The sequence below is a fragment of the Clostridium manihotivorum genome, assembly GCF_004015185.1.
GTDB lineage: Bacteria > Bacillota > Clostridia > Clostridiales > Clostridiaceae > Clostridium_AR > Clostridium_AR manihotivorum.
In genome coordinates this window covers 1,989,423-2,012,615 of the sequence record NZ_CP025746.1, presented here as the reverse complement: position 1 = coordinate 2,012,615, position 23,193 = coordinate 1,989,423, and the positions used below count along the sequence as shown (strand labels likewise).

Annotated in this window: 18 protein-coding genes, 1 other RNA gene, 1 pseudogene and 2 riboswitches; of the genes and pseudogenes, 3 read left to right on the top strand and 17 right to left on the bottom strand. The window is 30.0% G+C overall.

Features of this window, described 5'->3' with window-relative positions:
* Positions 1–424: 424 nt before the first annotated feature.
* The 4 genes and pseudogenes from rnpB to C1I91_RS08960 form a co-directional block, all read right to left on the bottom strand.
* Positions 425–797: RNase P RNA component class A (gene rnpB, locus C1I91_RS08975), an RNA gene on the bottom strand.
* A gap of 454 nt (positions 798–1,251) precedes the next feature.
* Positions 1,252–1,521: a hypothetical protein gene (locus C1I91_RS08970; protein ID WP_128212566.1), complete on the bottom strand. Its 270-nt coding sequence runs from the start codon at positions 1,519–1,521 to the stop codon at positions 1,252–1,254.
* Positions 1,522–1,542: 21 nt separating this feature from the next.
* A pseudogene (locus tag C1I91_RS08965) lies at positions 1,543–1,914 on the bottom strand (AIM24 family protein); the annotation flags it as partial.
* Between the two features lie 676 nt (positions 1,915–2,590).
* Positions 2,591–4,210, bottom strand: a complete 1,620-nt coding sequence (locus C1I91_RS08960) for an ATP-binding protein (RefSeq protein WP_008424573.1) — start codon at positions 4,208–4,210, stop codon at positions 2,591–2,593.
* 118 nt (positions 4,211–4,328) lie between these two features.
* On the opposite strand from C1I91_RS08960, the gene C1I91_RS08955 reads away from it, so the two are divergent.
* Positions 4,329–4,601, top strand: coding sequence for a helix-turn-helix domain-containing protein (locus tag C1I91_RS08955; RefSeq protein ID WP_035283531.1), 273 nt, complete (start codon positions 4,329–4,331; stop codon positions 4,599–4,601).
* A 205-nt stretch (positions 4,602–4,806) separates the two neighbouring features.
* On the opposite strand, the gene C1I91_RS08950 is transcribed toward C1I91_RS08955, so the two are convergent.
* From C1I91_RS08950 to mgtA, 11 genes are all read right to left on the bottom strand, one after another.
* Positions 4,807–5,043, bottom strand: coding sequence for a hypothetical protein (locus C1I91_RS08950; RefSeq protein ID WP_035283526.1), 237 nt, complete (start codon positions 5,041–5,043; stop codon positions 4,807–4,809).
* Positions 5,044–5,413: 370 nt separating this feature from the next.
* A complete protein-coding gene (locus tag C1I91_RS08945) occupies positions 5,414–6,160 on the bottom strand; it encodes an ATP-binding protein (protein ID WP_128212564.1) in 747 nt (248 codons plus the stop codon).
* Positions 6,153–7,727: an IS21 family transposase gene (gene istA / locus C1I91_RS08940; protein ID WP_128212563.1), complete on the bottom strand. Its 1,575-nt coding sequence runs from the start codon at positions 7,725–7,727 to the stop codon at positions 6,153–6,155. Before istA ends, C1I91_RS08945 begins: the two co-directional genes overlap by 8 nt.
* Positions 7,728–8,554: 827 nt before the next feature.
* Complete coding sequence (locus C1I91_RS08935; protein ID WP_008419182.1) at positions 8,555–8,968, bottom strand: hypothetical protein; 414 nt, start codon at positions 8,966–8,968, stop codon at positions 8,555–8,557.
* Between the two features lie 234 nt (positions 8,969–9,202).
* Complete coding sequence (locus C1I91_RS28095) at positions 9,203–9,340, bottom strand: hypothetical protein (RefSeq protein ID WP_008419185.1); 138 nt, start codon at positions 9,338–9,340, stop codon at positions 9,203–9,205.
* A gap of 416 nt (positions 9,341–9,756) precedes the next feature.
* On the bottom strand, positions 9,757–12,285 hold the full coding sequence (locus C1I91_RS08930; RefSeq protein WP_008419187.1) for a cation-translocating P-type ATPase: 2,529 nt from the start codon (positions 12,283–12,285) through the stop codon (positions 9,757–9,759).
* Positions 12,286–12,377: 92 nt separating this feature from the next.
* Positions 12,378–12,468: riboswitch (NiCo riboswitch) on the bottom strand.
* Positions 12,469–12,483: 15 nt separating this feature from the next.
* The gene (locus C1I91_RS08925) at positions 12,484–13,209 is read right to left on the bottom strand and encodes a serine/threonine protein kinase (protein WP_008419189.1); all 726 of its coding nucleotides are present in this window, start codon (positions 13,207–13,209) and stop codon (positions 12,484–12,486) included.
* Positions 13,209–13,469 (bottom strand): hypothetical protein, encoded by a 261-nt coding sequence (locus C1I91_RS08920; protein ID WP_008419192.1) that lies wholly within the window; start codon positions 13,467–13,469, stop codon positions 13,209–13,211. The genes C1I91_RS08925 and C1I91_RS08920 overlap by 1 nt, the downstream gene beginning before the upstream one ends.
* Positions 13,470–13,696: 227 nt before the next feature.
* The gene (locus tag C1I91_RS08915; RefSeq protein ID WP_008419193.1) at positions 13,697–14,569 is read right to left on the bottom strand and encodes a cation diffusion facilitator family transporter; all 873 of its coding nucleotides are present in this window, start codon (positions 14,567–14,569) and stop codon (positions 13,697–13,699) included.
* Between the two features lie 19 nt (positions 14,570–14,588).
* Entirely contained in the window at positions 14,589–15,281 is a 693-nt protein-coding gene (locus tag C1I91_RS08910; protein WP_008419195.1) for a L,D-transpeptidase family protein, read from the bottom strand.
* 330 nt (positions 15,282–15,611) lie between these two features.
* Positions 15,612–18,323, bottom strand: a complete 2,712-nt coding sequence (gene mgtA, locus C1I91_RS08905; RefSeq protein ID WP_128212562.1) for a magnesium-translocating P-type ATPase — start codon at positions 18,321–18,323, stop codon at positions 15,612–15,614.
* 369 nt (positions 18,324–18,692) lie between these two features.
* Positions 18,693–18,849, bottom strand: a riboswitch (M-box (ykoK) riboswitch).
* 185 nt (positions 18,850–19,034) lie between these two features.
* Here mgtA and C1I91_RS08900 point away from each other — a divergent pair.
* The gene (locus C1I91_RS08900) at positions 19,035–19,649 is read left to right on the top strand and encodes a manganese efflux pump (RefSeq protein ID WP_008419200.1); all 615 of its coding nucleotides are present in this window, start codon (positions 19,035–19,037) and stop codon (positions 19,647–19,649) included.
* Positions 19,650–19,775: 126 nt separating this feature from the next.
* On the opposite strand, the gene C1I91_RS08895 is transcribed toward C1I91_RS08900, so the two are convergent.
* Entirely contained in the window at positions 19,776–20,660 is an 885-nt protein-coding gene (locus tag C1I91_RS08895; RefSeq protein WP_008419201.1) for a cation diffusion facilitator family transporter, read from the bottom strand.
* 326 nt (positions 20,661–20,986) lie between these two features.
* Here C1I91_RS08895 and C1I91_RS08890 point away from each other — a divergent pair, with 326 nt between their 5' ends.
* Positions 20,987–22,285: an Nramp family divalent metal transporter gene (locus tag C1I91_RS08890; RefSeq protein WP_008419203.1), complete on the top strand. Its 1,299-nt coding sequence runs from the start codon at positions 20,987–20,989 to the stop codon at positions 22,283–22,285.
* 66 nt (positions 22,286–22,351) lie between these two features.
* Here C1I91_RS08890 and C1I91_RS08885 read toward each other — a convergent pair whose 3' ends face one another.
* The gene (locus tag C1I91_RS08885) at positions 22,352–22,894 is read right to left on the bottom strand and encodes a metal-dependent hydrolase (protein WP_008419205.1); all 543 of its coding nucleotides are present in this window, start codon (positions 22,892–22,894) and stop codon (positions 22,352–22,354) included.
* Positions 22,895–23,193 lie beyond the last annotated feature (299 nt).

Below are 23,193 nucleotides of genomic sequence, written 5' to 3'. Positions count from 1 at the left end.
CGTTCCTCTTGCCTATTAATCTTCTCAAAAAAGGCTAGACAGAAGAAAAGTAATTTGTAATAGGGTTTCTATATCGAACTTAATTTATAATTCTTTGATAATCGGGGTTTCTTGGGGGACCGGGCACATATAAATTTAATAGTTGAGTTAGGAAACTTAAAGTTAAAGAAATTAGATAGTGCTGCAAATATAAAAAAACATATTAAACTTCATGATTTAAGGCACACCAATTCAACCCTACTTCTAAAGTAAGGAGTATCTATGAAAGTTGTTCAAGAAAGATTAGGACATAAAGAAATGTCTACAACTGCTAACATTTATTCACACGTAGATCTAGAAATGCAGAAAGAAGCTACCAATAAATTAAATAATATTTTAGAATGGCAAATAAAAAAACACTTAGGCATAAACCTAGTGTTTTCAATGTGCGAGATAAGTCTGTAAGCCGAGTTCTGTATTAGACAATCATCTATCTAGGCCTATCGTTGCCAATAGGCTCCAGCGACACACCCAGAGGCGGGACGGGCAATCCCATAATGCCTCTCTATTCGGTCTTGCTCCAGGTGGGGTTTACAGAGCCGTGAAGTCGCCATCACGCTGGTGAGCTCTTACCTCGCCTTTCCACCCTTACCAGATGATATAAATATCATGCTCATTCTTAAAAAGAATTCTGGCGGTATATCTCTGTTGCACTTTCCTTCGAGTCACCTCGACTGGACGTTATCCAGCACCCTGCCCTGCGGAGCTCGGACTTTCCTCTCCTGACTGTCGTCAGCAGCGATTGTCTGGCTTACTCGCAAGATTTATATTAACATATAACTTTATATAAAGCAAATAATTTTTTATAGGAGGTTTTCCTCAATGTTAGAAATAGCTTCCATATCTTTATCTTTAATACCTTAAAACTCAGGCAATATTTAAGAATAGCGCTAAAATAAAGTGGATAAACAGAAGATTCTATATGATCAAGCAATTAAATTAAATGTCTTTTATGCCCAAGCGTAGTGAGCTTAAAGTTTCAGCCATCTAATATGACAAAATCATGTTAATTCTTTGCGTAAGATTGTCTAAGCATCAGATTACCACCCATTTAATTTTATTATCCTGGCAAAGTCTACTTTTAAAGCTTTATAGCCACTTCCAGCTATATAGTATAAAGCATAAACCTTAATATAATTGAAGGTCTGTTGCTAAAATTCTTAAAAGCAAGAAATGGCTATATTCATAAAAAAGTCGCTAAAGCAGCCTAAATTATCTTCGATTGCTCATATATAGTGCAGCAATCAAAATTAAAATTGCAATTGGTATGCCTATTCTGGTAAAAACCAAAAGTACTATTATAGCTGATATTATGAGGTATTTAAAAAGGTTTGTACTTCTCTTTATCTTCATAGGTAGTTTATAATCCACTTTTTTATATATGTTTTTTATATCATTACCTAGCTTCTTTAAGTCATCACCTAAATTATCATAATTACTACCACCACTTTGATAGTGCTTGTAATTTTTCTTTTTTGACACACCTCTCAACCCCTGAAATTATTAAAAACCATCACCATCTAAAAAGTTTCCTAAGCCACCTAATATACTTCCTTCATCTTTTCTTCCGCCGCCATGCATACCTGAAGCTGCAAATACTCTTGAAGCAAGTCTTGAGAATGGCAGACTTTGTACCCAAACAGAACCTGGTCCTGTTAGTGTAGCTAGGAATAAACCTTCTCCTCCAAATAGAGTATTTTTTATTCCTCCTACGAATTCGATATCATAGTGAACATCTCTTGTCATTGCAACAAGACATCCTGTATCTATTCTTAGAGTTTGACCTGGCATTAAATCTTTTCTTGTTATGGTTCCTCCAGCGTGGACAAAAGCTAACCCATCACCTTCTAATTTTTCAAGTATAAAGCCTTCTCCATATGAAGTCCGTTATAACACAATTATCAAAAATTGATTATTTTTATTTTTTGTCCAATGAACAATTGTTATAAATAATCAAAATAGTACCAATATCTTCTACCAATCTAATACAATATATTTAAAATTAGATAGTTATATAACATGTGAATCTTTTCCTTTTTATACTTTATCTAATCATTTGCACATAACACTCTTCTATAATCAGTTGATTTTTTATCCCTAAAATTTATCAAATCCCCTCTACTAAACCAATATAAATTCAAAATTTTCTTCTATATAATGTATCATGATTTGTTGTTATAATAGACCCAATATTTTTTTAACTCTTTATAATGCTAATATTTCATCTTTTTTCTTCACTAAAAGCATCATTTTCTAAAAGTTGAGAAATATATATTTTAAATCTACTCAAATTTATATCTATATTCATGTTATCATAAAAAATATCATTTACATTTCTAAATTCTCCATATTGATCATTTTACAGAATTCAAATAAATAATAGTAATGTTCAATTTATAGTATTGTAAATCAAAGTATATATACTATATTTTGATAAGAACTAATAAGTAACTTATACATAAAATTTTCTCATATAAAAATTATAAATTAAACATTCCAATAAAATAAACATAAATTTATAATTTTATGTTATTTAAATTATTAATAATTTTTATCTTCTATATTGTTTATTCAATATAGAACTTAATTCAATTACCTTCATTTTTTTATTTTTTTCAGTTACAATATATTTTTCCTCCCCTTCACTAACTAATATTGTTTTTACATTATTTACCTGATTAATCACATTTTGTTCCAAATCAATTTTCCAACAAACAACATAATCATAAGTCTCTATCGGATGTTTATGTTTAAAAATATTACTTAATTTATATTCTATTTCAACTAAAGCAATTTTATTATCACTATCTGTGCAAATTGTATCTGTTGTCATTCTACCAGAATATGAAATTATATTCATTATATCCTCAATTAATATTTTTGTATTTTCATTTGATAGTATAGCAGCAAATAATAATGCAACTTCATACTCACTTTGTGGTACTTTTTTTATTGGTATATCATTGATATAAAGATTATCTACTAAGTCTATTTTCTTTATGTATTGATTCATTGCCCTGATTCTACATTCTGCATCAAATGCTTCTTCTTCCTCTTTTCGCATACTGAAGTATTCCTTTTCTGCAATTGGTTTGATGCTTTCTCTAAATATTTCTTGGATTTGACTAAAAATCCATTTCACCTTAATATCATCCATATTACTAATGCTATTTCTGTCTGCTGTCAACTCGAAATTCTGAGAATTAACCAACAGATGATAGTGATAATATTGCTCATCTCCTAATAAAAAATTTGCTTTTTCAAAAGGTATAAAATCTTTACAAAGATACAATCCAAATCTGGATTTATAAGTTTCAGATTGCTTTAATTTACATATCTTTTTTCTACAATTTACCCCTGAAATAGTACCATACATTTGTAATGAAACATATTCGCCATTTATTGTAGTTTCCTTATGGAAAGGCCCAAACGCCCTGCAATAATTTACACTCCTCTTATATTTTTTATTATTAACATCTTCCCTTGGATTTTCATTAGGGGGGGTAAATTGATGTACACCTGTCATTTGACATTGCTTATCTAGTATTTCATCCTTAATGTGAATTTTAGGTGATTTGTTCATATCTTTCACTTTATTCTGAAGTATTAAGTAGTTTGCAAAAATATTTTTATAATTCCCTCCAGCCGTAAACCATAATATATAATCCTTCAAATTATAATAGTTAAAATATTTCTCTGGATTATCAACCACATAACCACTAATAATAATTTCTGTACCATTTTCCAAGTCATCTCTATCGTAAACTTTATATTGTGGTACTTTTCCATCTAATAAATTCTGCCATGGATTTTCCATAGTTGCTGTATATCCAGATTCGTCACAGCACTTAGTATTAATAACTATTTTTTTGCTTTTAAAGAATGTTTTTGTTCCCAATCCCTTTTCACCAATATTTTGTAATACCTTTTTAGAGTCACCAAGATTAAAAAATGAATGTATATCATCAATCCTCATACCATTGCCATCGTCACGTATTATAATTTCTAAATCTGCAGACAAATCTCTTTTGATAATAATCCAAATATTTTTTGCATCTGCATCGTAACAATTACTAATCCCTTCCCTAACTACTTCACTAGGATTCTTTATATTCAATGCAATCTCCTTAAACATTGCAACTGCTTGAACTTTAGGTACAAATACATTCATAATAAATCACCTCCATAAAATAAAAATTTTTTCGTTATGTAGTTACTACATAATATAGTCTTGTTCAATCTTGTAAAATATATTCATATCTCATAATGGTGGTGGTATATTGAAAAATATGGATAATATAAAAAATATTTCTGGTGACTTTATCAAAAATTCTAGAATTAAAATTGGAATGTCGCAAGAAACTTTAGCAGGTAAACTTAATTTATTTGGATTAAAAATGGATCAATCTGCTATATCTAGAATTGAAAATGGAACACGAGAATTATATGACTATGAACTTTATTGTATATGCAAAATATTACATATTGATATTAAAATATTTTGGGATAAAAATCTAATTTCTAAACTTCCTAAGAAACATAATCCATTTATAAGAAAATAGATAATACTTATAACATTATTAATTAGTTTATTTGGAGTATAAATTCACAAATATCTATAATTAAATTACAAAAATAAATTCAAACAAAAAAGCAAAACCTGCTATTTTGAATTTACATTGAAAATAGTTACATTTTGCCAAACAAAAAATATTATAAAACTAATAATCCTTACATGGGAATATATATAACTATTGTTTACCAATGTTAAATTCCCACACCTTCTCTTTCTACATTTATAATTAAAGGAGATATATTTTTGTATTTATTATTATAACTGATTCTCATATCATATATATTTATCATAATGCCATATTTTAATTGACATTCCACTGATATTTCAGATATTAAATCATCTATATTTTTTATTCTTGTTTCGTCATATACTAAAAAAATATTAATATCAGAATCGTTACAATAAAATAATATCTTTCTTAACTTCATTAAGTAACATAGACAATTCATAATTACCTATGTATGTCTTTATAATACAACTCATAAATCACCTCCATTTTTATATTTGTTTTATCATTTACTTGAAATATCTAATTAGAAAATCTACACCTAGTTATTACAAGTCATTTTTCGACATCCAATTTATCTGGAAATATCATCATTTGGTATCTCAATATTATCATCTTAAATCAAATTTCACAAAGGAAGGGCTGAAATATGATTATAGAATCACAGATTAAATGCAAGTGATTATTACGCCACATTAGAACCATAGGTTCATATTATTGAAACTATCTATTCACAGTAAAGAAACCACCTATTCACTTATAAGCACCGCCTAAAGGCGGTGCCTTTATAACTAAATTTCTTTAGTAGAGAAGTACTCTCTCATGTTCATGCTCCCTGTATCAATACGAATTGATTTATGTACTATACGGTCTAAAATAGCATCAGCCATAGTTCCACCTCCCAAGCGAGTATGCCAATCTGACACCTTGTATTGAGTACAAAATAAGGTAGAATGACAATCATAACGTTTCTCAGTAAGCTCAAAAATAAATCTGACGTCATCATCGGATAATTCTTGAAGTAGCCATTCATCCAGAATCAGTAGATTATAGTTAGAAAATTTGTTTACCAACTTTCCGATCCCTTTGCCTTGCAAAGTTGCCTCGGTCCGAAGCTCTAGGAGTTCTGGCATTCTTATATAGCGTACTCGATATAACTGCCTACAGGCGACTTTGCCTAATGCACAAGCTAAAAAGGTTTTACCAGAGCCTGTGAAGCCGTTAAGAACAATACTAAAGTTATTACGCATGTATTGACAGGTTGAAAGCTCAAGAATTTGATTTTTATCAAGACCTCTATCTGCATAGTAAATCGAATTTACATCTGCATCAGTAAATCTGAATTTGGCCTGCTTCATTAAACGCACGGAGCGCTTATTGTTTTTACCCTGATATAGACCGTCAATAGCTAAAGTTATTCTTTCATCAAAGGTCATAGTTAGATAGAGCGATTGATTATCATCCTGTATCTTTAATATATCAACCATTTCATCAAGGTTTAACTCTCGAAGCTTACGTTTTGTTTCATCACTAATCATACCTGCCACCTCCGTAGTATTCAGAACCTCTCACATATCCATGAGTATTGGAGTTTGATTGTATAGATTTAAGGTGGGTATTTTTCTTTTCAAGATAGATGATATCTTGATTACTTGCGAGAATGGACTTAAGCTGTCTATAGCGAGGTATGCGTGTCATAGGCAATGCTATTTCACATGCAACTTCAAGTCGCTTTTCCGAATAACTCTTACTTAATTTTAAAACTGATAATGCAGAGTTATATCCTTGTTCTTTTATGGTTACACTTTTAAATATACGTTCAATAACTTCGCTTGTGTGAGTACCTATACTTGCTGCCCATTGTCTCAACCTTATATCATTCATTTCTGGTTGATTAAAGGCATCAGGCATATCTTCTTTGTGGGTAGAATATTTGTTACTCACATAAAGCGGAAACCTAGGATGCGTAGAAATACGCTGATGTCGGTTATATATTTCTACAATACTATCTGTTAGCTTCACATCCACATACTGACCGGCAAAAGCAAAAGGTACAGAGTAATAATTCTTACAAACGCATACATGGCTGTTAGGATAAACCTTATGATTGTACTCCCAAGCGGCTACTTCGTAAGGTACTGCAGGAAGTGCCCGAAGATACTTTCTTTCTTCTTCAAACACTTCAATTCTACTGTATTGACGTTTCTGAAAAGGTGCCTCATTAAATCCTTTCAAAGCCTTTGAAACAGCTTCTTTCAATTCATATAGAGAATAAAAAGTACATTGTCTTAGCTTAGCAATTATGGCAGTTGCCACTTTGCCAACCGTACCTTCTACGGAACTTTTTTGTTTAGGTTTTCTCACTCCAGTCGGCATGATAGCTGTAACATAGTGACTTCCTAAGGCTTCATAAGCATCTGTGAGTATAATATCTCCTTCTTTCGGATGTTTAACAACTCCCGCCTTAAGATTATCACATACAGTTTTTACAGGAACACCTGAGAAAAACTCGTACATATGGATATGACATCTAAGCCAAGTATCTTGCTTTTCATCTAGAGTAGGCTCTACATAAGCATATTGACTATATGGTAGACATGCTACAAAAAGATGTACCTTTGTAATTTCACCAGTATCAACATTCACGATTTCCATAAGCTTGCCACTCCAGTCTACTTCCACCGTCTGACCTGGTTTATGTTCTAAATGATTGGAGAGATTGCACTGATTAATGTATGAGCTATAGCCCTCTGTAAATTTAGTGTATCCCACAGGAATTAAGCCCTCTTTGTTGCAGAAATCCCTATATTCTTGATGTAAGAGTTTTAGTGTTACACCAACTCTTTTCAGTTCGTTGTGAATGTAGTCATAGTCGGGTACTTTAAACATTGTTTCTACAGCAAACTTATCTGGATAAAAGAGACGGTATACTTCATCGTCAGGTTTATCTTTAATGTCATCGTAGAAAATTTGCTTTTCCTTTGCGATATTTAGTACATCGCATATAGAAGTTTTTGATATGTGCCTGGTCTTTGCAATTACATTCTGCGATAATCCAGATGCCTTAAGCTCCATTATCAGCTTAACATTGATTTTATTAGCCATATGTCTGGCTCCCTTCTGATAGAATTTGATAGTCCTACGGACTTCCTTAATAATTCTTGTCAAAAGAGGTGGTTTTCAAGCGTGAATTAATGGTCTCTTTAGGCAAATTTATATGAAATTTAAAGTGGTTTTATTAGTGTGAACTATCGGTTTCGAGAAGCGAATCGGTGTCTTCCGATACGTGAAATATTCAGCAAGAATGGTAATTCAAAATTTTTTAGAACTGTTAAAATTAAATTTAAATATTAAAAACTCTAAGCATAACCACATAAGTATTCATACAAACAAATAATTTAACATATTATATTCAGTTTAAGGTAACTTTAATATGAAATTATACAAGTCGTTGTCTTTTAATGCAACGTAAGCGTCAAAGAATCGATGCGTAGCGGTAGAGTAATTTAAGTGATAAAATAAACCCAGCAGAAAAGTTTACATTCTTTGTTGGGTATGATTTTATATATAAATAATTATTTGGTAGTCTTGACACGCAGTTGATCTGGAATGTTTTCTGACCATTGAATACATTTCTCTAGCATGTCCTTGTTCTGAACTGTATTTTCCATTGCAACATTCATCCATATCACCAAATTCTTCGTATGGATAACAAAAGTACAGTAGATAATTAGTTAGCCCAGTATTTTAAGCATTTTTACATTTATTTATTAATGTAGAAAATACTAACTATGTTTTAATATATTGTTGAAATTTATATAAAGAAAACTCTTAATTTAAATTATAATGTATTTCATGTAAATTACATTTATTTTGTATAAAACACTAATAAATACTTTGAATTTTTTTATTTACGAATTTTTATAATATTCTTAAAAAATACCCCTTTCTGCAAAAAATCCAGTACAATCTTCGTGATAATCATCTTGTAGAAAATAAATTCTTTGCAGTTTTTCTCCATAATAATATCGTTGACTATTAATTATCTTAATCATTTTATCAAAATATTCTCTAAATTTTTCTACTCTCTCTTTACTTTTACAATTGTTACAGTAATTATAATGCCCACTCACATCATCTTCTAAATAACATTCTACTACATTCATGTAGTATTCTAGGGATTTTTTTATTTCTTCATACTCCTCCCCCTCTTCCCAATGATAGTGAGTACTTCTATTTATATCATTCATTTCGAACATCAAAGATTGTTCCATTTGCTCCATTACATTGTACTTGCAATTATTGCAAGAATTATGCTTGTAACAATATTGTTCTATCACATTCATATAATTCAACTCCTTTATTTTTATATAGTATAACTTGAAAATTAAAAATTAGATAAATAAAAAAATTATTTTTCTATTTCAAAATTTTGTATTAATTAATAAACGTATTGGAGTTTATTTATACCAACTTTGTAAGCATTTTAAAAGCTGTTTCTTACTTCAATTGGCTTAAATTTAGACTTAGTTCTAACTTCATATCCCATAAGTAGCCATTTTAATTCTTCTTTGTTAATTTTAAGAGCTTCGTCTGGAGTCATCGGCCATTTCAAAAGAACTAGCCTGCTTCCTAATATCTTCCTTACATATATCATCTGAGTCATAACCAGATATTTCAGGATAGTAATCTACTGAATACATTCTATCATTATACATATTTTTTCTTCCTTAATTTAGTATTTCAAAATCATATTATGTTTTAGTCTTATAAATTGTGCTTTGGTGCACCTATTACAACCATAAATACGCATTTGATATTTACATTTTCATCACCATAGCCATACTCATTAAAATGTCTATGATAAAGTTGTTATGGAAACTAGAACTGGAGACACCATTAATTAATATACAAATAAACATACTATGCAAACATCCATCCAATGAAAATATAGTGTTATTTTATTCTTAACTATTCATTTCCTAATAGATTATAATGATGAAACTATAATCATTTTTATACATATAGACTATACTGAAAAAGGACCAAAATAAGATTTTAATCAATAACCTTATTCTAGTCCTTTAATTATATTTAACTATTTGTAATTTCTGCTATGAACGCTTTATTTAACTCACTTGTTTTTAATATACTTAAATACTTTTACAATTTCATACCAAAAAACAGATGCTATTGATATGATAGATGCCATAATTAACTGACTAAAAGATAATGGTGCAAGTTTTAAAAAATTATTTAGAGGAGTATATAATATTAACATTAAACCAATAATAGTGCCTAAGCTAACAAGCCACATCACCTTATCCGTTTTGAGTTTAATAAATGATTTAATTGCAAATTCTGAATCAGAACTGTTTACTTGAACTAATAATAAATTAGAGAGTAATATAATTGTTAATCCAATTGCTCTTGCTAATGGCGCATTATCTATATTATTGTTTAAAAATACAAAGTAAGTTCCAAATGATGCTCCAAATATAACAAAGCCTTGTGCAACACTTTTGAAAAGACCTTTTGCTGTTATAAGCTTTTCATTTGGATTTCGTGGTGCTCTCTTCATAATATCACCTTCAGCAGGTTGACGTTCTAATACTACTGAACAAGTTGGATCAATTACAAGTTCAAGCAATACAACATGTAATGGAAGTAATAGAAGGCTTGCAGGATTTATTCCTAATATAGGTGCAAGCAATGCAGCAAACGCAATCGGAATGTGAATAGTAAATACATATCCAACTGCTTTTCTAATATTATCATAAATTCTTCTGCCATCTTTAATAGTGTCAACTATAGTTGAAAAATTATCATCAAGTAAAATCAAATCTGCTGCCTCTCTTGAAACTTCTGAGCCACGTTTTCCCATTGCAATACCAATATCCGCATATTTAAGAGCAGGAGCATCATTAACTCCATCGCCAGTCATTGCAACTATTTCTCCATTTGCTTTGAATGCTTTAACTATTCTCATTTTGTGCTCCGGAACAACTCTAGAAAAAATACTTACATCTTTAACCCTTTCTTGAAGTTCATTATCACTCATTTTATTAATCTCATCCCCAGTGATTATTTTATCACAATTGGGCATATTAATTTGTTTAGCAATAGAACTAGCAGTTATTCCATTATCACCTGTTATCATAACAACTCTAACCCCAGCTTTAGTACATGTTTCAATATCTTCTTTTACTGACTCCCTTGGAGGATCAGCAAGACCAACTATTCCACAAAGCTGCAAGCTACAGTCATTAATTGTATCAGGTATATCCTCTTCACTGTCTAATAACATTTGTCCAATCGCAATAACACGAAGCCCTTGGCTAGACATTTCTCTTATTTTATCTTCCACTATTTTTTTTTCATAATCTGGCAATTTACATAGTGTTAATATACGTTCAGGAGATCCTTTTGCTGCTACCACAATGCTATCACTATTTTTCCAAACGTTGCCCATCATTTTTGTTTCATCAGTAAAAGCATATTCCTTAATCAATTGTCCACCAAAAAGAATATCTTTTGTAATTTTTTGTTCTTCACAATAGGATATCATCGACTTTTCCATAGGGTCATAAGCATCCGATTTGCATCCCATTCCCATTATCTGTGTCACTTTTTTCGTATCACTTTCTATACTCCAAATATCTCTAACTGTCATTTTGTTCATTGTTATTGTACCTGTTTTATCAACACAAAGAACAGAAACAGCACCCAAAGTCTCAACTGATGGTAATTTTCTAACAAGAGATTGTTTTTTTGCAAGTCTCCAAGCACCCATTGATAAAAATACTGTTAGAATAACTGGAAATTCCTCTGGAATCATAGCCATGGCTAAAGTTACTCCAGATAAAATACTTTCTATGATTCTGTCTCTAAAATTATGATCTGGTATATTAAAATACGTAACAACACCAACAAACGCAAATAAAACAGCAGCAATTACAGCACATAATTTTACCAATTTTCCAGTTTGCTTTTGAAGTGGTGTTGGATTTTCAGGAGCGGACACGATATTTTGTCCAATTTTTCCGTATTCAGTTCCTGCTCCTATCTTGTCCACTAATATGGTACCTGTACCTTGAGTAACAAGAGTTCCCGCATAGCAATAATCATTACGCCAATAATCAGCATTAATATTTTTATTATTGCCATCACTAGTCTTCCATACCCCCTCAGCTTCTCCTGTAAGCGATGACTCATCAACACAAAGAGTACTTGCTTTTATTACTGCGCCATCTGCAGGCACCTTAACACCTTCAGCTATAAACATAATGTCTCCTGGTACTAAATCTGCACTATTAATTATCTTTTCCTCTCCATCACGAAGAACTTTTATATGTGGAGCTGATAAATCTTTTAAAGCATTTAATGTTTTATCCGTTTTCCATTCTTGAATTGCCTCAATACTAATCATTCCAACAACAAAAACAAGCATAATAGCACCATCTTTTGGCTCTCCTAAAATAAAATATATTATAGATGCTACAATTAACAATACAAACATTGGCTCACTAATGACATGGAAAATCTTGTGTAAAAAACTTTCCTTTTTTTCAGCCACAAGCTCGTTCTTACCAAACTGTTCCTGAAGTTCTTTTGCTTTAGAAGTGGTAAGTCCTTGATAATCCTGTATTTTTTGTTTACTCATAATAATTACCTCCATTTTACTTTTTTTAAATATCTCCAGATATTTAAATTGGGGGGATTTTTAAAATTGATATAAAAAAAAGTGGAACATTTTATTGTCCCACAGGTTCATTACTATCCTGCTGCCAATTAAGGCCCAGCCTACAAACCTTTTACAAGTTCATGGCCTGCTTAGTTAAATTATATATCTATAATCCTTTTAGTGATCTTGTACAACTTTTAATTCCTTGAAATCCCCTTCTACATCATAAATGCTTCTATATGCATCATCTAATTCTAATAACTTTCTCAGAAATTTTAATTCCCCTTTAGATAATTCCAGTTCTTCATACCAAGGTTTTGATTTTTTATTAGTTTTTTCAAAAGAAGAATAATATAAATGAATAAGTAAATGCCCTAAATATAAAAAATCAACTGGTGGAATGTATTTATCATTGTTTATTATTCTTGCAAGACCAAAATCAATAAGATAAACCTCATCACCATTAATAATTACATTAGGCACCCGTATATCTCTATGCACAATATTACGTTCATGAAGATATTTTATTATTTCTATTACCTTAATTCCTATATTAAAAATTTCATCTGGGGTAAATATATGCTTATCTCCAAAAATCATATCTTCTATTGTCTTTCCTCTTTTATATTCCAAAATATATGCATAGATCTTATCATCTTTAATTGTATCTACTATTTTAGGAATTAAAGGATAATTAATAATTGAAAGTATCTCTTCTTCAAATATAATTTTGTTACCACTCTTCTTAATGGCTTTGGACTTTATTACCTTTAGTACATATTCTTTGCCATTAAAATCAACTAAATAACATACACCAAATCTTCCCTCACCTATTAATCTTATAATCTTATATTTACCAACTGAGCTTCCTGGATCATATACCTTCTTTTTAAAAAATGGCATTATGACCACGAACTTTTATATCTTCTTTTATGATGCCCGTGATCTGAATAATGTCTTTGATCTGAATAGTGTCTTTCATTAGAATGATAGTTCTTATGAGAATCATGTGAATGATGTTTGTTATACCTCTTGCCTGAACTAGAAAATGAGCCAAACATTTTAAATATACGACTTAAAAAACCTTCTCTTTTATAATAGTTACTACCTCGATGCTTATCTTCATAGTGTCTTTTTCCTGATGATCTTGAGAAAAAACCCATTAAATACACCTCTTTTCAAAACATTCTTTACTAATATATGTCAGTTGTTATCAATTAAGAATTTACTTTATATTTTTATAATACGCTATAACCCGTTATATGTCAACAATACATAAAAAATAATTTAATCAAATTATATTATCAATTGATAATATAATTTGATTGATAACTTTTACCAATTTACATTAAAAGAAAAAATTACACTGAATAACTTATTTAACTAAAAATCATTCTTTTTTATAAGGATCAATATGAATATTTATCTGAGTATTTTTAATTTTTTCATTCATATCCTTTTTCAATTTTCTAATAATATCATGTGTTTCTTCGACTGTTAAATTAGGAGCAACGGTAATATGAAAATCAATATGCTTCATATTACCTGATTTTCTTGTTTTTAGCTTGTGGTAATCTATAAATTGATCTCTGTGTTCTCTTATTACTTTTTCTATCTCTGCTTCTTCTTCATCAGATAACCTTGCATCAAGAAGATAATCGAAGGCACTTTTAGAAAGTACCCATGCCTCTTTAATTATCAGTAGTGCTACAAGTATCGCAACTATTGAATCTAGTATAATTAATCCGGTAACCTTGATAAGAAGAATTCCAATACCTACGCCTAAAGATGTGTAGATATCAGTTTTTAAGTGAAGAGCATCTGCTTCAAGAGCCATGGAATCTTCCTCTTTCGAAACCTTGTATAACTTTCTTGACACAAAAAAATTTACAAGTGCTGAAACAACCATAACTCCAATTGCTATAGTTGCTTGTTCTATTGCAGTAGGTTCAAATATTTTCTTAAAAGCTTCAATAATAATCATTCCAGCAGCAATAAAAATTAAAATTCCTTCCACCATACCAGATATATTCTCTATTTTTCCATGGCCGTAAGGATGTTTCTTATCAGCTGGCTTTGAAGACTGCCTAACAGAGAAAAATGCTACTACTGATGCTAATAAATCCATACCTGAATGTATTGCTTCTGAAATAATACTTACTGAACCGCTTAAAGTGCCTGCTATAATCTTAAATATTATGAGTGTTGTGTTTGATATAATTGACAAAAGAGCAACTTTAACTTTTCTATCCGTAGTAACCATAAATAAACTCCTCTCTTTTTTAATCTACTAATATTATTCCAAGTTTTTTATACAGCTCATAATCAATATTATTGTTAACTTTTAGATCATTATCTTTTTTATATTTCATTACATACTCTTTCATACCCTCTCCATAGATACCATCTAATTTTCCTGGATAATATCCTTTTTCCTTCATCTTTCTTTGCACCTTAAAAACATCTGCCCCTCTATCACCTGGTTTTAGAGTTACTAGCCCCTTTTCAAACGGACCATATGGCCCTGCATATACTGCTACAATCATTCCTATTTCCTCATACTCATATAGATCTTCAACATCTCTATTTAGCATTCGAATGCATCCATGAGATGCCTCAGATCCAATTGATCCTGGTTTATTAGTTCCATGAATTCCAAAAATCCCCCACGGAACATTCAACCCAATCCACCTTGTGCCAAATCCTCCACTCCATTTGGACATACCAACAACTTTCCACGTGCCTATTGGAGAAGGCGTTTCCATTTTTCCACTAGCTATACTATATTTTTTTACGATTATATTCTTATCTTTATTAATTAAATAAAGTCTTTCTTCTGTAAGATCTACTAGTATAGCAAAACTTTCATTGGAATTAATTTTTGAATATGCCTCTACTGAGCATTCGCACATATTAAATATAAAAATAACTATAAAAACAAAGAAAACACTTCGTATAGAACTTCTTTTTTTCAATCCCTGCACCTCATTTCATACGAATTCTTCTTAAATATGTTACCCAGTTATTTTTCATATTAAAATATATTTTTATTCATTCTTCCTTGTTTTATATTTTATGAAATTTCACAATTAAGTTACTTATCAGTTCCTATCAACATACAGTATACACTTCGATTTATATTACTATATATTGTATATTAATGTTATATTTTTAATTATGCAAAATCCCAAATTAATTAAATTTAAAATAATAAACAAAAAAAGTCGTTAATTTGCATATTAAATTAGCGACTTTTTAGTAATCTGAATTTTAACAAAATCTTTGACTTTTATAATTATTAAATATTATAAAAATTCACCATACCTTCTTATATATAATTTTTTTAATATTGTTACTAAAATCATATATGCAAATATCATAGCTATTAACCACAAGAAGTATACTGCTGGCATAGGTGACATTCCAAGCATTTGACCAACGTTAGTATAAGGAATTATTGTACCTACTATAATAGCAATAGTTGTAAGAGTCAATATTGGCATAGATGCTCTGCTTTGAATAAATGGAATTTTAGGTGTTCTTATCATATGAATTACAAGAGTTTGTGACCATAATGATTCAACAAACCATCCTGCATTAAATAATGCCATAAATAATACATTATCTACACCTGGTGTGCCATATGATCCCCCACAAACTGCTGGGCATATTACAAAGAACATAAGAATGTAGGTTGTAATATCAAATACTGAACTTGTTGGCCCTATCCATCTCATAAAACTTCCAATTGAAGAAGCATTCCATTTACGTGGTTTTTTAAGATAATCTGAATCTACATTATCCCATGGAATTGATATACATGAAATATCATAAATAAGGTTTAGTACTAGAATTTGAACAGGTAGCATTGGTAAAAATGGTAGAAAGGCACATGCAACTAATACACTAAACATATTCCCAAAATTAGAACTTGCAGTCATTTTAATATATTTAATAATATTGGCAAAAGTTCTACGTCCTTCAATTACACCACTTTCAAGCACCATTAAATCTTTTTCAAGAAGAATAATGTCTGCTGATTCTTTTGCTATATCAACAGCAGTATCTACAGAAATACCAACATCAGCTTTTCTCATTGCTGGTGCATCATTAATTCCATCTCCCATAAATCCTACTACATGTCCATTATCTCTCAAAATTGACACTACTCGAGATTTTTGTTGTGGAGATAATTTAGCAAATATATTAATTTTCTCAACGGCTTCTTTTAACTGTAAGTCGCTCATCATCTCAATATCTGAGCCTAAAAGAATATTATCTGTAGGAATACCAACCTTATTACAAACATATCTTGTTACTTTCTCATTATCCCCTGTTAGAACTTTAACATCAACACCATTTTCATGTAAAGCCTTTATTGCTTGAGTTGATGATTCTTTTGGAGGATCTAAGAAACCAATATACCCCATTAGCACCATCTCTGATTCATCTTTAATAGAAAATACTCCTTCTGGTGATGGATTAGTTTTTTGAGCTACTGCAACAACTCTCATTCCGCTTGCATTAAGTTCATCTACAGTTTCAAGAATTTCATCTTTTACATCACCTGTGAGTTCAACGACATTACCCTTATATTCTGCAAAAGTACATATAGATAACATTTCTTCTACTGCACCTTTAGTAATTAACTGCGTTTTTCCATTTTTATCTTCTAACACTACTGACATTCTACGACGTGCAAAGTCAAATGGAATTTCATCTACCTTCTCGTACATTGTTTTTAAATTTTCAAAACCCTCTTCATCACCATGTTCAAGTATTGCTATATCAAGTAAATTTTTAAGTCCTGTTTGAAAATAGCTGTTTAAATAACCATGTCTTAATACTCTAACATCTTCATTCCCATGAATATCAAGGTGACGTTCTAAAATAATTTTATCTTCTGTAAGAGTTCCAGTTTTATCTGTACACAAAACATCCATAGCTCCAAAGTTTTGTATTGAATTCAAATTTTTTACTATTGTTTTGCGCTTTGACATCATTACTGCACCTTTTGCAAGGTTTGTAGTAACAATCATTGGAAGCATTTCTGGTGTAAGTCCAACTGCCACTGATAATGCGAATAAAAATGATTCAAGCCAATCACCTTTTGTAATTCCATTAATTATAAATACAACTGGCACCATACATGCCATAAATCTAATTAATACCCAACTTACTGAATTTACACCCTTATCAAAGCTTGTAGATTCTCTTTTTTCTGTAATTGAATCTGCCATAGTCCCAAGGCATGTGTTATTTCCTGTTGAAATAACGATTGCTGTTGCAGTTCCACTAACAACATTTGTTCCCATATATGCTAAATTTTCTAACTCTAAGTGACTTGATAAATTCTTATCCCTTGTAGCTTGATGTAACTGCCCATGTTTTTCAACAGGTTCAGACTCTCCTGTCATTGAAGACTGACTAATGAATAAGTCCTTCGCAAAAATTATCCTAACATCTGCTGGAATCATATCTCCTGTTGCAAGATGAACTACATCTCCTGGTACAAGTTCAGATATAGAAATCTCATTTGCTATTCCATTACGCACTACCATGGCTGTAGTTTTAATCATAGCTTTTAATCTTTCTCCAGCCTTATTAGATCTGCCTTCTTGAATAAAACGAAGACTTCCGCTTATTGTAACCATTGTTCCTATAATTATTACTGTCTTCAAACTTCTATCTTCTGGTGAAGCAATCACATAATCTGTAATAAAAGATACTGTTGCAAGTAAAATTAACACTACAGAAAATGGGTTTATAAATGCACTAATTAATTTCTTAACTAATGTCTCTTTATTAGCATGGTTTATTTCGTTATGCCCATGTTCTTCTAATCGCTTTTCTGCTTCTTCATTTGTAAGTCCCTCAACTGTTGCATTAAGCTTTCTTAACATATCATCTTTTTCTAATAATCCTAATTGAAGTAACTTATTAGATATTTTATCTCTGTTAATATTTTTTTCTATAGCTGCTTTATTTAATTTCTCTTTGTTTACAAAAAATTTCATTTCTATTCCCCCTGCATAATTAAAATTAAAATTTTTATGCGACATTGGAATAGACTTAAGTAAAAATTTAATCTCTACTAAAAATTATCTCCCATAAGAAATATTATTCTGACATTAAAAATAAGCAGTTTCAAGTTGTAGATGCTTAGCTAATATTTTAGCATCCTTAAAGATTCTCACATAATTTATATTGTCAAAAAAATATTTCTGCTTGGGGTAATCATCGTCTATCCCAATGCACCTACTACTAGATTCCACTTATTTTCACCTACCTCTACTTCTTATTATTTCAATAAAAATAAAAATCCTCGCTCAGCTAAAACCGAACGAGGACGTAAAAACGCACGCTATTAATTAAATAATAATGTATTATTTATTCCGTTCAAGCTTTAGCTTCATAGGGCAATGAAATTGCGTTAAAATACGCCTTAAACTCGACGTATTCTGCTAACCTTCTCATAGTGTCTCCACTACTCCGCGGCAGCAACCCGTATCCCTATGGTAACCTCACCTACCGATTCTTATTCAATTGTTATGATTACTTTGTACAAAATTAGTATATGCACTTATGCGAAATTTGTCAACAAATTTATTTATATTAATTTTCACGCTATTTTTTAATTTATTACCTAGTAACTTACGAGCTCTTGTTCACTATATAAATTTACAGTCATATATTAAAATAAAAATACTAAAAAGGAAAATACATGTATGACTTTATTTTTATCTGCATTATTGTTTAGCTTATCCTCCAATTTAGATAATGTAGTTGTCGGTACCGCTTATGGCCTAAAGAAAATAAAAATTGGACTACTTCCAAATCTTATAATAGCACTCATAACCTCTACAGGTACACTTTTAGCAATGTCAGTTGGAATATATATATCAAAATTCTTACCAGATTATATATCAAATAGCTTTGGCGCTGGTGTTATTATTATTTTGGGAGGATATTTTGTAATCAAAAGCAAAACAAAACTTTTAAACAATAAAAATTCAAAAGAGCTTGCTTTGAAAAACATTGGTGATATGCTTGAGTATGCAGAAAAATCGGATTTAGATAACTCTGGTGATATAAATATAAAAGAAGCTGTCCTTGTAGCATTTGCATTAACCTTTAACAACTTAGGTACTGGAATCGCTGCAAGTATAACAGGAGTTAACATTCAATTTACTGTCATATTTACATTCATCTTAAGTATAGTTACACTTAAACTTGGTGAAACTATCGGAAATAATGTACTAGGTAATTTTTTAGGAAAATATGCACCATTAATTTCAGGCATATTGCTAATAATACTTGGTATTATTGAATTATTTAATTAATATTATTGAATTTATAATATAAAATAACTCTTGTGCTAACGATGTTTAGCCAAGAGTTATTTTATATTACTTCATAATTCTTAATTAATTTAAAGTTCCATTTTCTTTACTAATCCAATTCTACCGCTATATATTAATAATTTTTTGATGTTTCTCATCTCCGCATTTATCAATACACATATTGCAACAATGCTTGTGATCAGGCTTACTATGAAAACAGCTTCCACATGTTGACTTTTCGAATTGTATTGTAGAATGGTCTATATTAAACTTATCTTTTAATAAATGTTGTATTTCATGTAATCTTGATTCGCAATTTTCAATGTTACATTCTTTTATTGAAATATGTGCTGTCATTGATAAAATTTCTTTAGATAAGCTCCAAATATGAATATCAGTTATTTCAATTATCCCTCCTAAATCCTTAATTGACTCCTTTAATTCATCAATGGATATATCTTCTGGTGCCGCTTCCAAAAGAATTTTAATACATTCAATAGTCATCTTAAATGCATTTCTTAAAATAAGGCATGCTAATATTGCACTAAGAAGTGTATCAACACCAGGCAAATGTGTAAAATAAATAATTATACCTCCTATTAGTACTCCTATATCTGATAATGCATCCACCATGAAGTGTAAAAATACACTTTTCACGTTCATATTGTTTGAATTATTTCTAAGATTTAATACTACTATGGTATTTACTGTAAGACCAAGAATAGAAAAAATAATCATTCCAGATGGCTCTACATTTACAGGATTAAAATATCTTAATATTGCTTTATAAAAAATATATACGGAAATAAGAATTAGTGAAAGATTATTTATTAATGCTGTGAATATGCTAAATCTATAATAACCAAAATTATATTTATGATTTGCAGACTTTAGCGCAACCTTTACTCCCCAATAACTTAATATTAATGAAGCTATATCAGTTAATAAATGCCAACTATCACTAAAAAGAGCAAGGCTTTTAGATATAAATGCACCAATAAATTTACCCACAAAGATTATTGTTATGCCAATTATTGTAAAAGCAATTTTTTTCCACTTCTTTTGAATACATTATCCGATTGTCTAGAAGTTTCTCTATCCATTTTTTAACCTCCCAAAATTACATTATACAACCGCTTTCCACATAGTAAAATAACTCCTTTATTAGATAACTTATGTACTTAATAAAAAAATGCAACTAAGATTTTAATGTAACATTTATACAACTACTTCATAGTTTAAAGTATCAAAAAGATTTAGTTGAGGCTAATAATATTAAATAAAACTAACTATTTTAATCGTAGTTAAAATAAAATTAGGAAAGGCGATGTATTATATTGGAGAACAAAAGAAATTATAAAAGTACTAGTGTATCTTTATCTAAACTTTTAAATTTTAAAAAAGAAATTAATTATAATTCAATAAAATCAAGACAATTATTAAAATTTTTAGGTCCTGCTTTTATTGTAAGCGTTGCTTATATAGATCCAGGTAATTTTGCAACTAATATTAGTGGTGGATCAAAGTTTGGTTATACACTAATCTGGGTTATTTTATGTAGTAATTTAATGGCTATATTCCTTCAAATAATGTCTGCAAAACTCGGAATAGCAACAGAACATAATCTTCCCGAAATGTGCTCTAAGGTATTTTCTAGGAGTGCTAATTGGATATTTTGGATTATTGCAGAGATAGGTGCTATGGCAACTGATTTGGCAGAATTTCTCGGAGGGACAATAGGCTTATATTTATTATTTCATATACCAATGATATATGCAGGACTTATAACGGGACTCATAACATATATAATTTGTTATATGGAAAAATACGGTCAAAAGGTTGTTGAATTAATAATATCAGTACTAGTAGCAATAATATGTATTGCATATACATTAGAACTCTTTCTTGCTAAACCAAATTGGTTTCAGGTGGGTATACACACAATAATTCCATCATTGCCTAATGGTGAAGCAGTGTTAATTGCCGTAGGAATGCTTGGAGCAACAGTTATGCCTCATGTAATATATCTACACTCACAATTAGTTCAGCATAGAAGTATTGATTTGTCTAATGAAGGAAAATTGAAACATTTAAAAATGGAAAAGATTGATGTTACAATTGCTATGAATATTGCTTTTATAATAAATGCTGCAATGGTTGTAGTATCTGCTGCTGTATTTAACAGAAATGGATTAGTAGTTGATACAATGGAACAAGCACATACTTCATTGCAACCATTATTAGGTTCTTTATCGAGTAGCGCTTTTGGAATAGCACTTCTTGCGTCAGGCTTGTCTTCTTCTGCTGTTGGAACAATGGCAGGTCAAACTATTATGAAAGGATTTGTTAATTTAAGCATACCAATTAATATTAGAAGAATTATAACTATGGCCCCAGCACTAATTATAATTGCACTTGGAATAAATCCAATGAATGCTCTTATTTTAAGCCAAGTTGCACTTAGCTTTATTTTACCATTCCCAATAATTCAAATGCTAATTATAGCTAAACGTAAAGACTTAATGGGCATTTTAGTTAATAAAAGTCTTGTAAGATTTTTTGGTGCCCTCATAGCCACTATAATAATAGTATTAAATGCTATTCTCTTATATCTAACATTTACTGGCAATGTTTAAATATATCTATTAACAAATAAGGGCTGTCAATTTGTGACTGCCCCATTCTCTACATCTATATTAAATCTATAATTTTCCTTGATTTATAAAATACTTTATCTGTTTGCTTCTTAAAAGCCTTATTAAAAAAAACACAATAATTATAAATCCTATTAATTCAGGCAAGTAATAACTTTGATCTGTAATAAGTCTCACCAAATCACTGCTTACCCAATTCCCTTCAGGTCTTTCAGGAAACCTCCATCCAAAGTATGGCCAAAACAATATATCAGGATATAACCACATACTATCTAATATTAAATGAATGGAACTACAAATCCCCAATATTAGGATACTGTTCTTGCCACGTTTATTTAACATATATGAACCCATCAATATCAATAAAAGAGAGAATATTAACGTATGCCCAAAAATGCGACTGTTATGAAATGTATTTCTGAATAAACCAGCACCAATTGGTTTATCTATAATATCAGGTAGTATCGAACCAATCAAGACAACTCTGTAATCAACTAAAACTTTATCACTTAACTTTTTATCTTTATGTAAAAACACTTCATACAACTTTATTACTTCAGTTGTCAATCCTAAATGTCCAAACAAAATCATTTATTTCCCTCCAAATTATTAAATAAATTATATTTTATCATTGAATTTAGAATAAATCTATATAGTATAGTTTTGAATATTTTTTTATTATTTTTTAACTAACTTATATACTTAATAATTAAATGCTGCTAAAATTTCAAATTGCCAATTCTTATCAGTTACAAATATAAATATGTTGGAACATATTATCAATTGATAATATGTCCTAGCCTTTTTATCCCTTGACCTTTAAGATATTTAGTTATATTATAGTATTAATTTGTTTTATCAGATGATAACTGATTTTTAGAATTTGGAGG

Bases quoted from the DNA above. Each gene is read 5' to 3' on its own strand.
- C1I91_RS08955 (WP_035283531.1), top strand. From the start codon at position 4,329: ATGGATAATATAAAAAATATTTCTGGTGACTTTATCAAAAATTCTAGA.
- C1I91_RS08950 (WP_035283526.1), bottom strand. From the start codon at position 5,043: ATGAAGTTAAGAAAGATATTATTTTATTGTAACGATTCTGATATTAAT.
- C1I91_RS08925 (WP_008419189.1), bottom strand. From the start codon at position 13,209: ATGCCATTTTTTAAAAAGAAGGTATATGATCCAGGAAGCTCAGTTGGT.
- C1I91_RS08930 (WP_008419187.1), bottom strand. From the start codon at position 12,285: ATGAGTAAACAAAAAATACAGGATTATCAAGGACTTACCACTTCTAAA.
- C1I91_RS08885 (WP_008419205.1), bottom strand. From the start codon at position 22,894: ATGATTTTGTTTGGACATTTAGGATTGACAACTGAAGTAATAAAGTTG.
- C1I91_RS08915 (WP_008419193.1), bottom strand. From the start codon at position 14,569: ATGGTTACTACGGATAGAAAAGTTAAAGTTGCTCTTTTGTCAATTATA.
- C1I91_RS28095 (WP_008419185.1), bottom strand. From the start codon at position 9,340: ATGTATAATGATAGAATGTATTCAGTAGATTACTATCCTGAAATATCT.
- C1I91_RS08935 (WP_008419182.1), bottom strand. From the start codon at position 8,968: ATGAATGTGATAGAACAATATTGTTACAAGCATAATTCTTGCAATAAT.
- C1I91_RS08920 (WP_008419192.1), bottom strand. From the start codon at position 13,469: ATGGGTTTTTTCTCAAGATCATCAGGAAAAAGACACTATGAAGATAAG.
- C1I91_RS08960 (WP_008424573.1), bottom strand. From the start codon at position 4,210: ATGAATGTATTTGTACCTAAAGTTCAAGCAGTTGCAATGTTTAAGGAG.
- C1I91_RS08900 (WP_008419200.1), top strand. From the start codon at position 19,035: ATGACTTTATTTTTATCTGCATTATTGTTTAGCTTATCCTCCAATTTA.
- istA (WP_128212563.1), bottom strand. From the start codon at position 7,727: ATGGCTAATAAAATCAATGTTAAGCTGATAATGGAGCTTAAGGCATCT.
- C1I91_RS08945 (WP_128212564.1), bottom strand. From the start codon at position 6,160: ATGATTAGTGATGAAACAAAACGTAAGCTTCGAGAGTTAAACCTTGAT.
- mgtA (WP_128212562.1), bottom strand. From the start codon at position 18,323: ATGAAATTTTTTGTAAACAAAGAGAAATTAAATAAAGCAGCTATAGAA.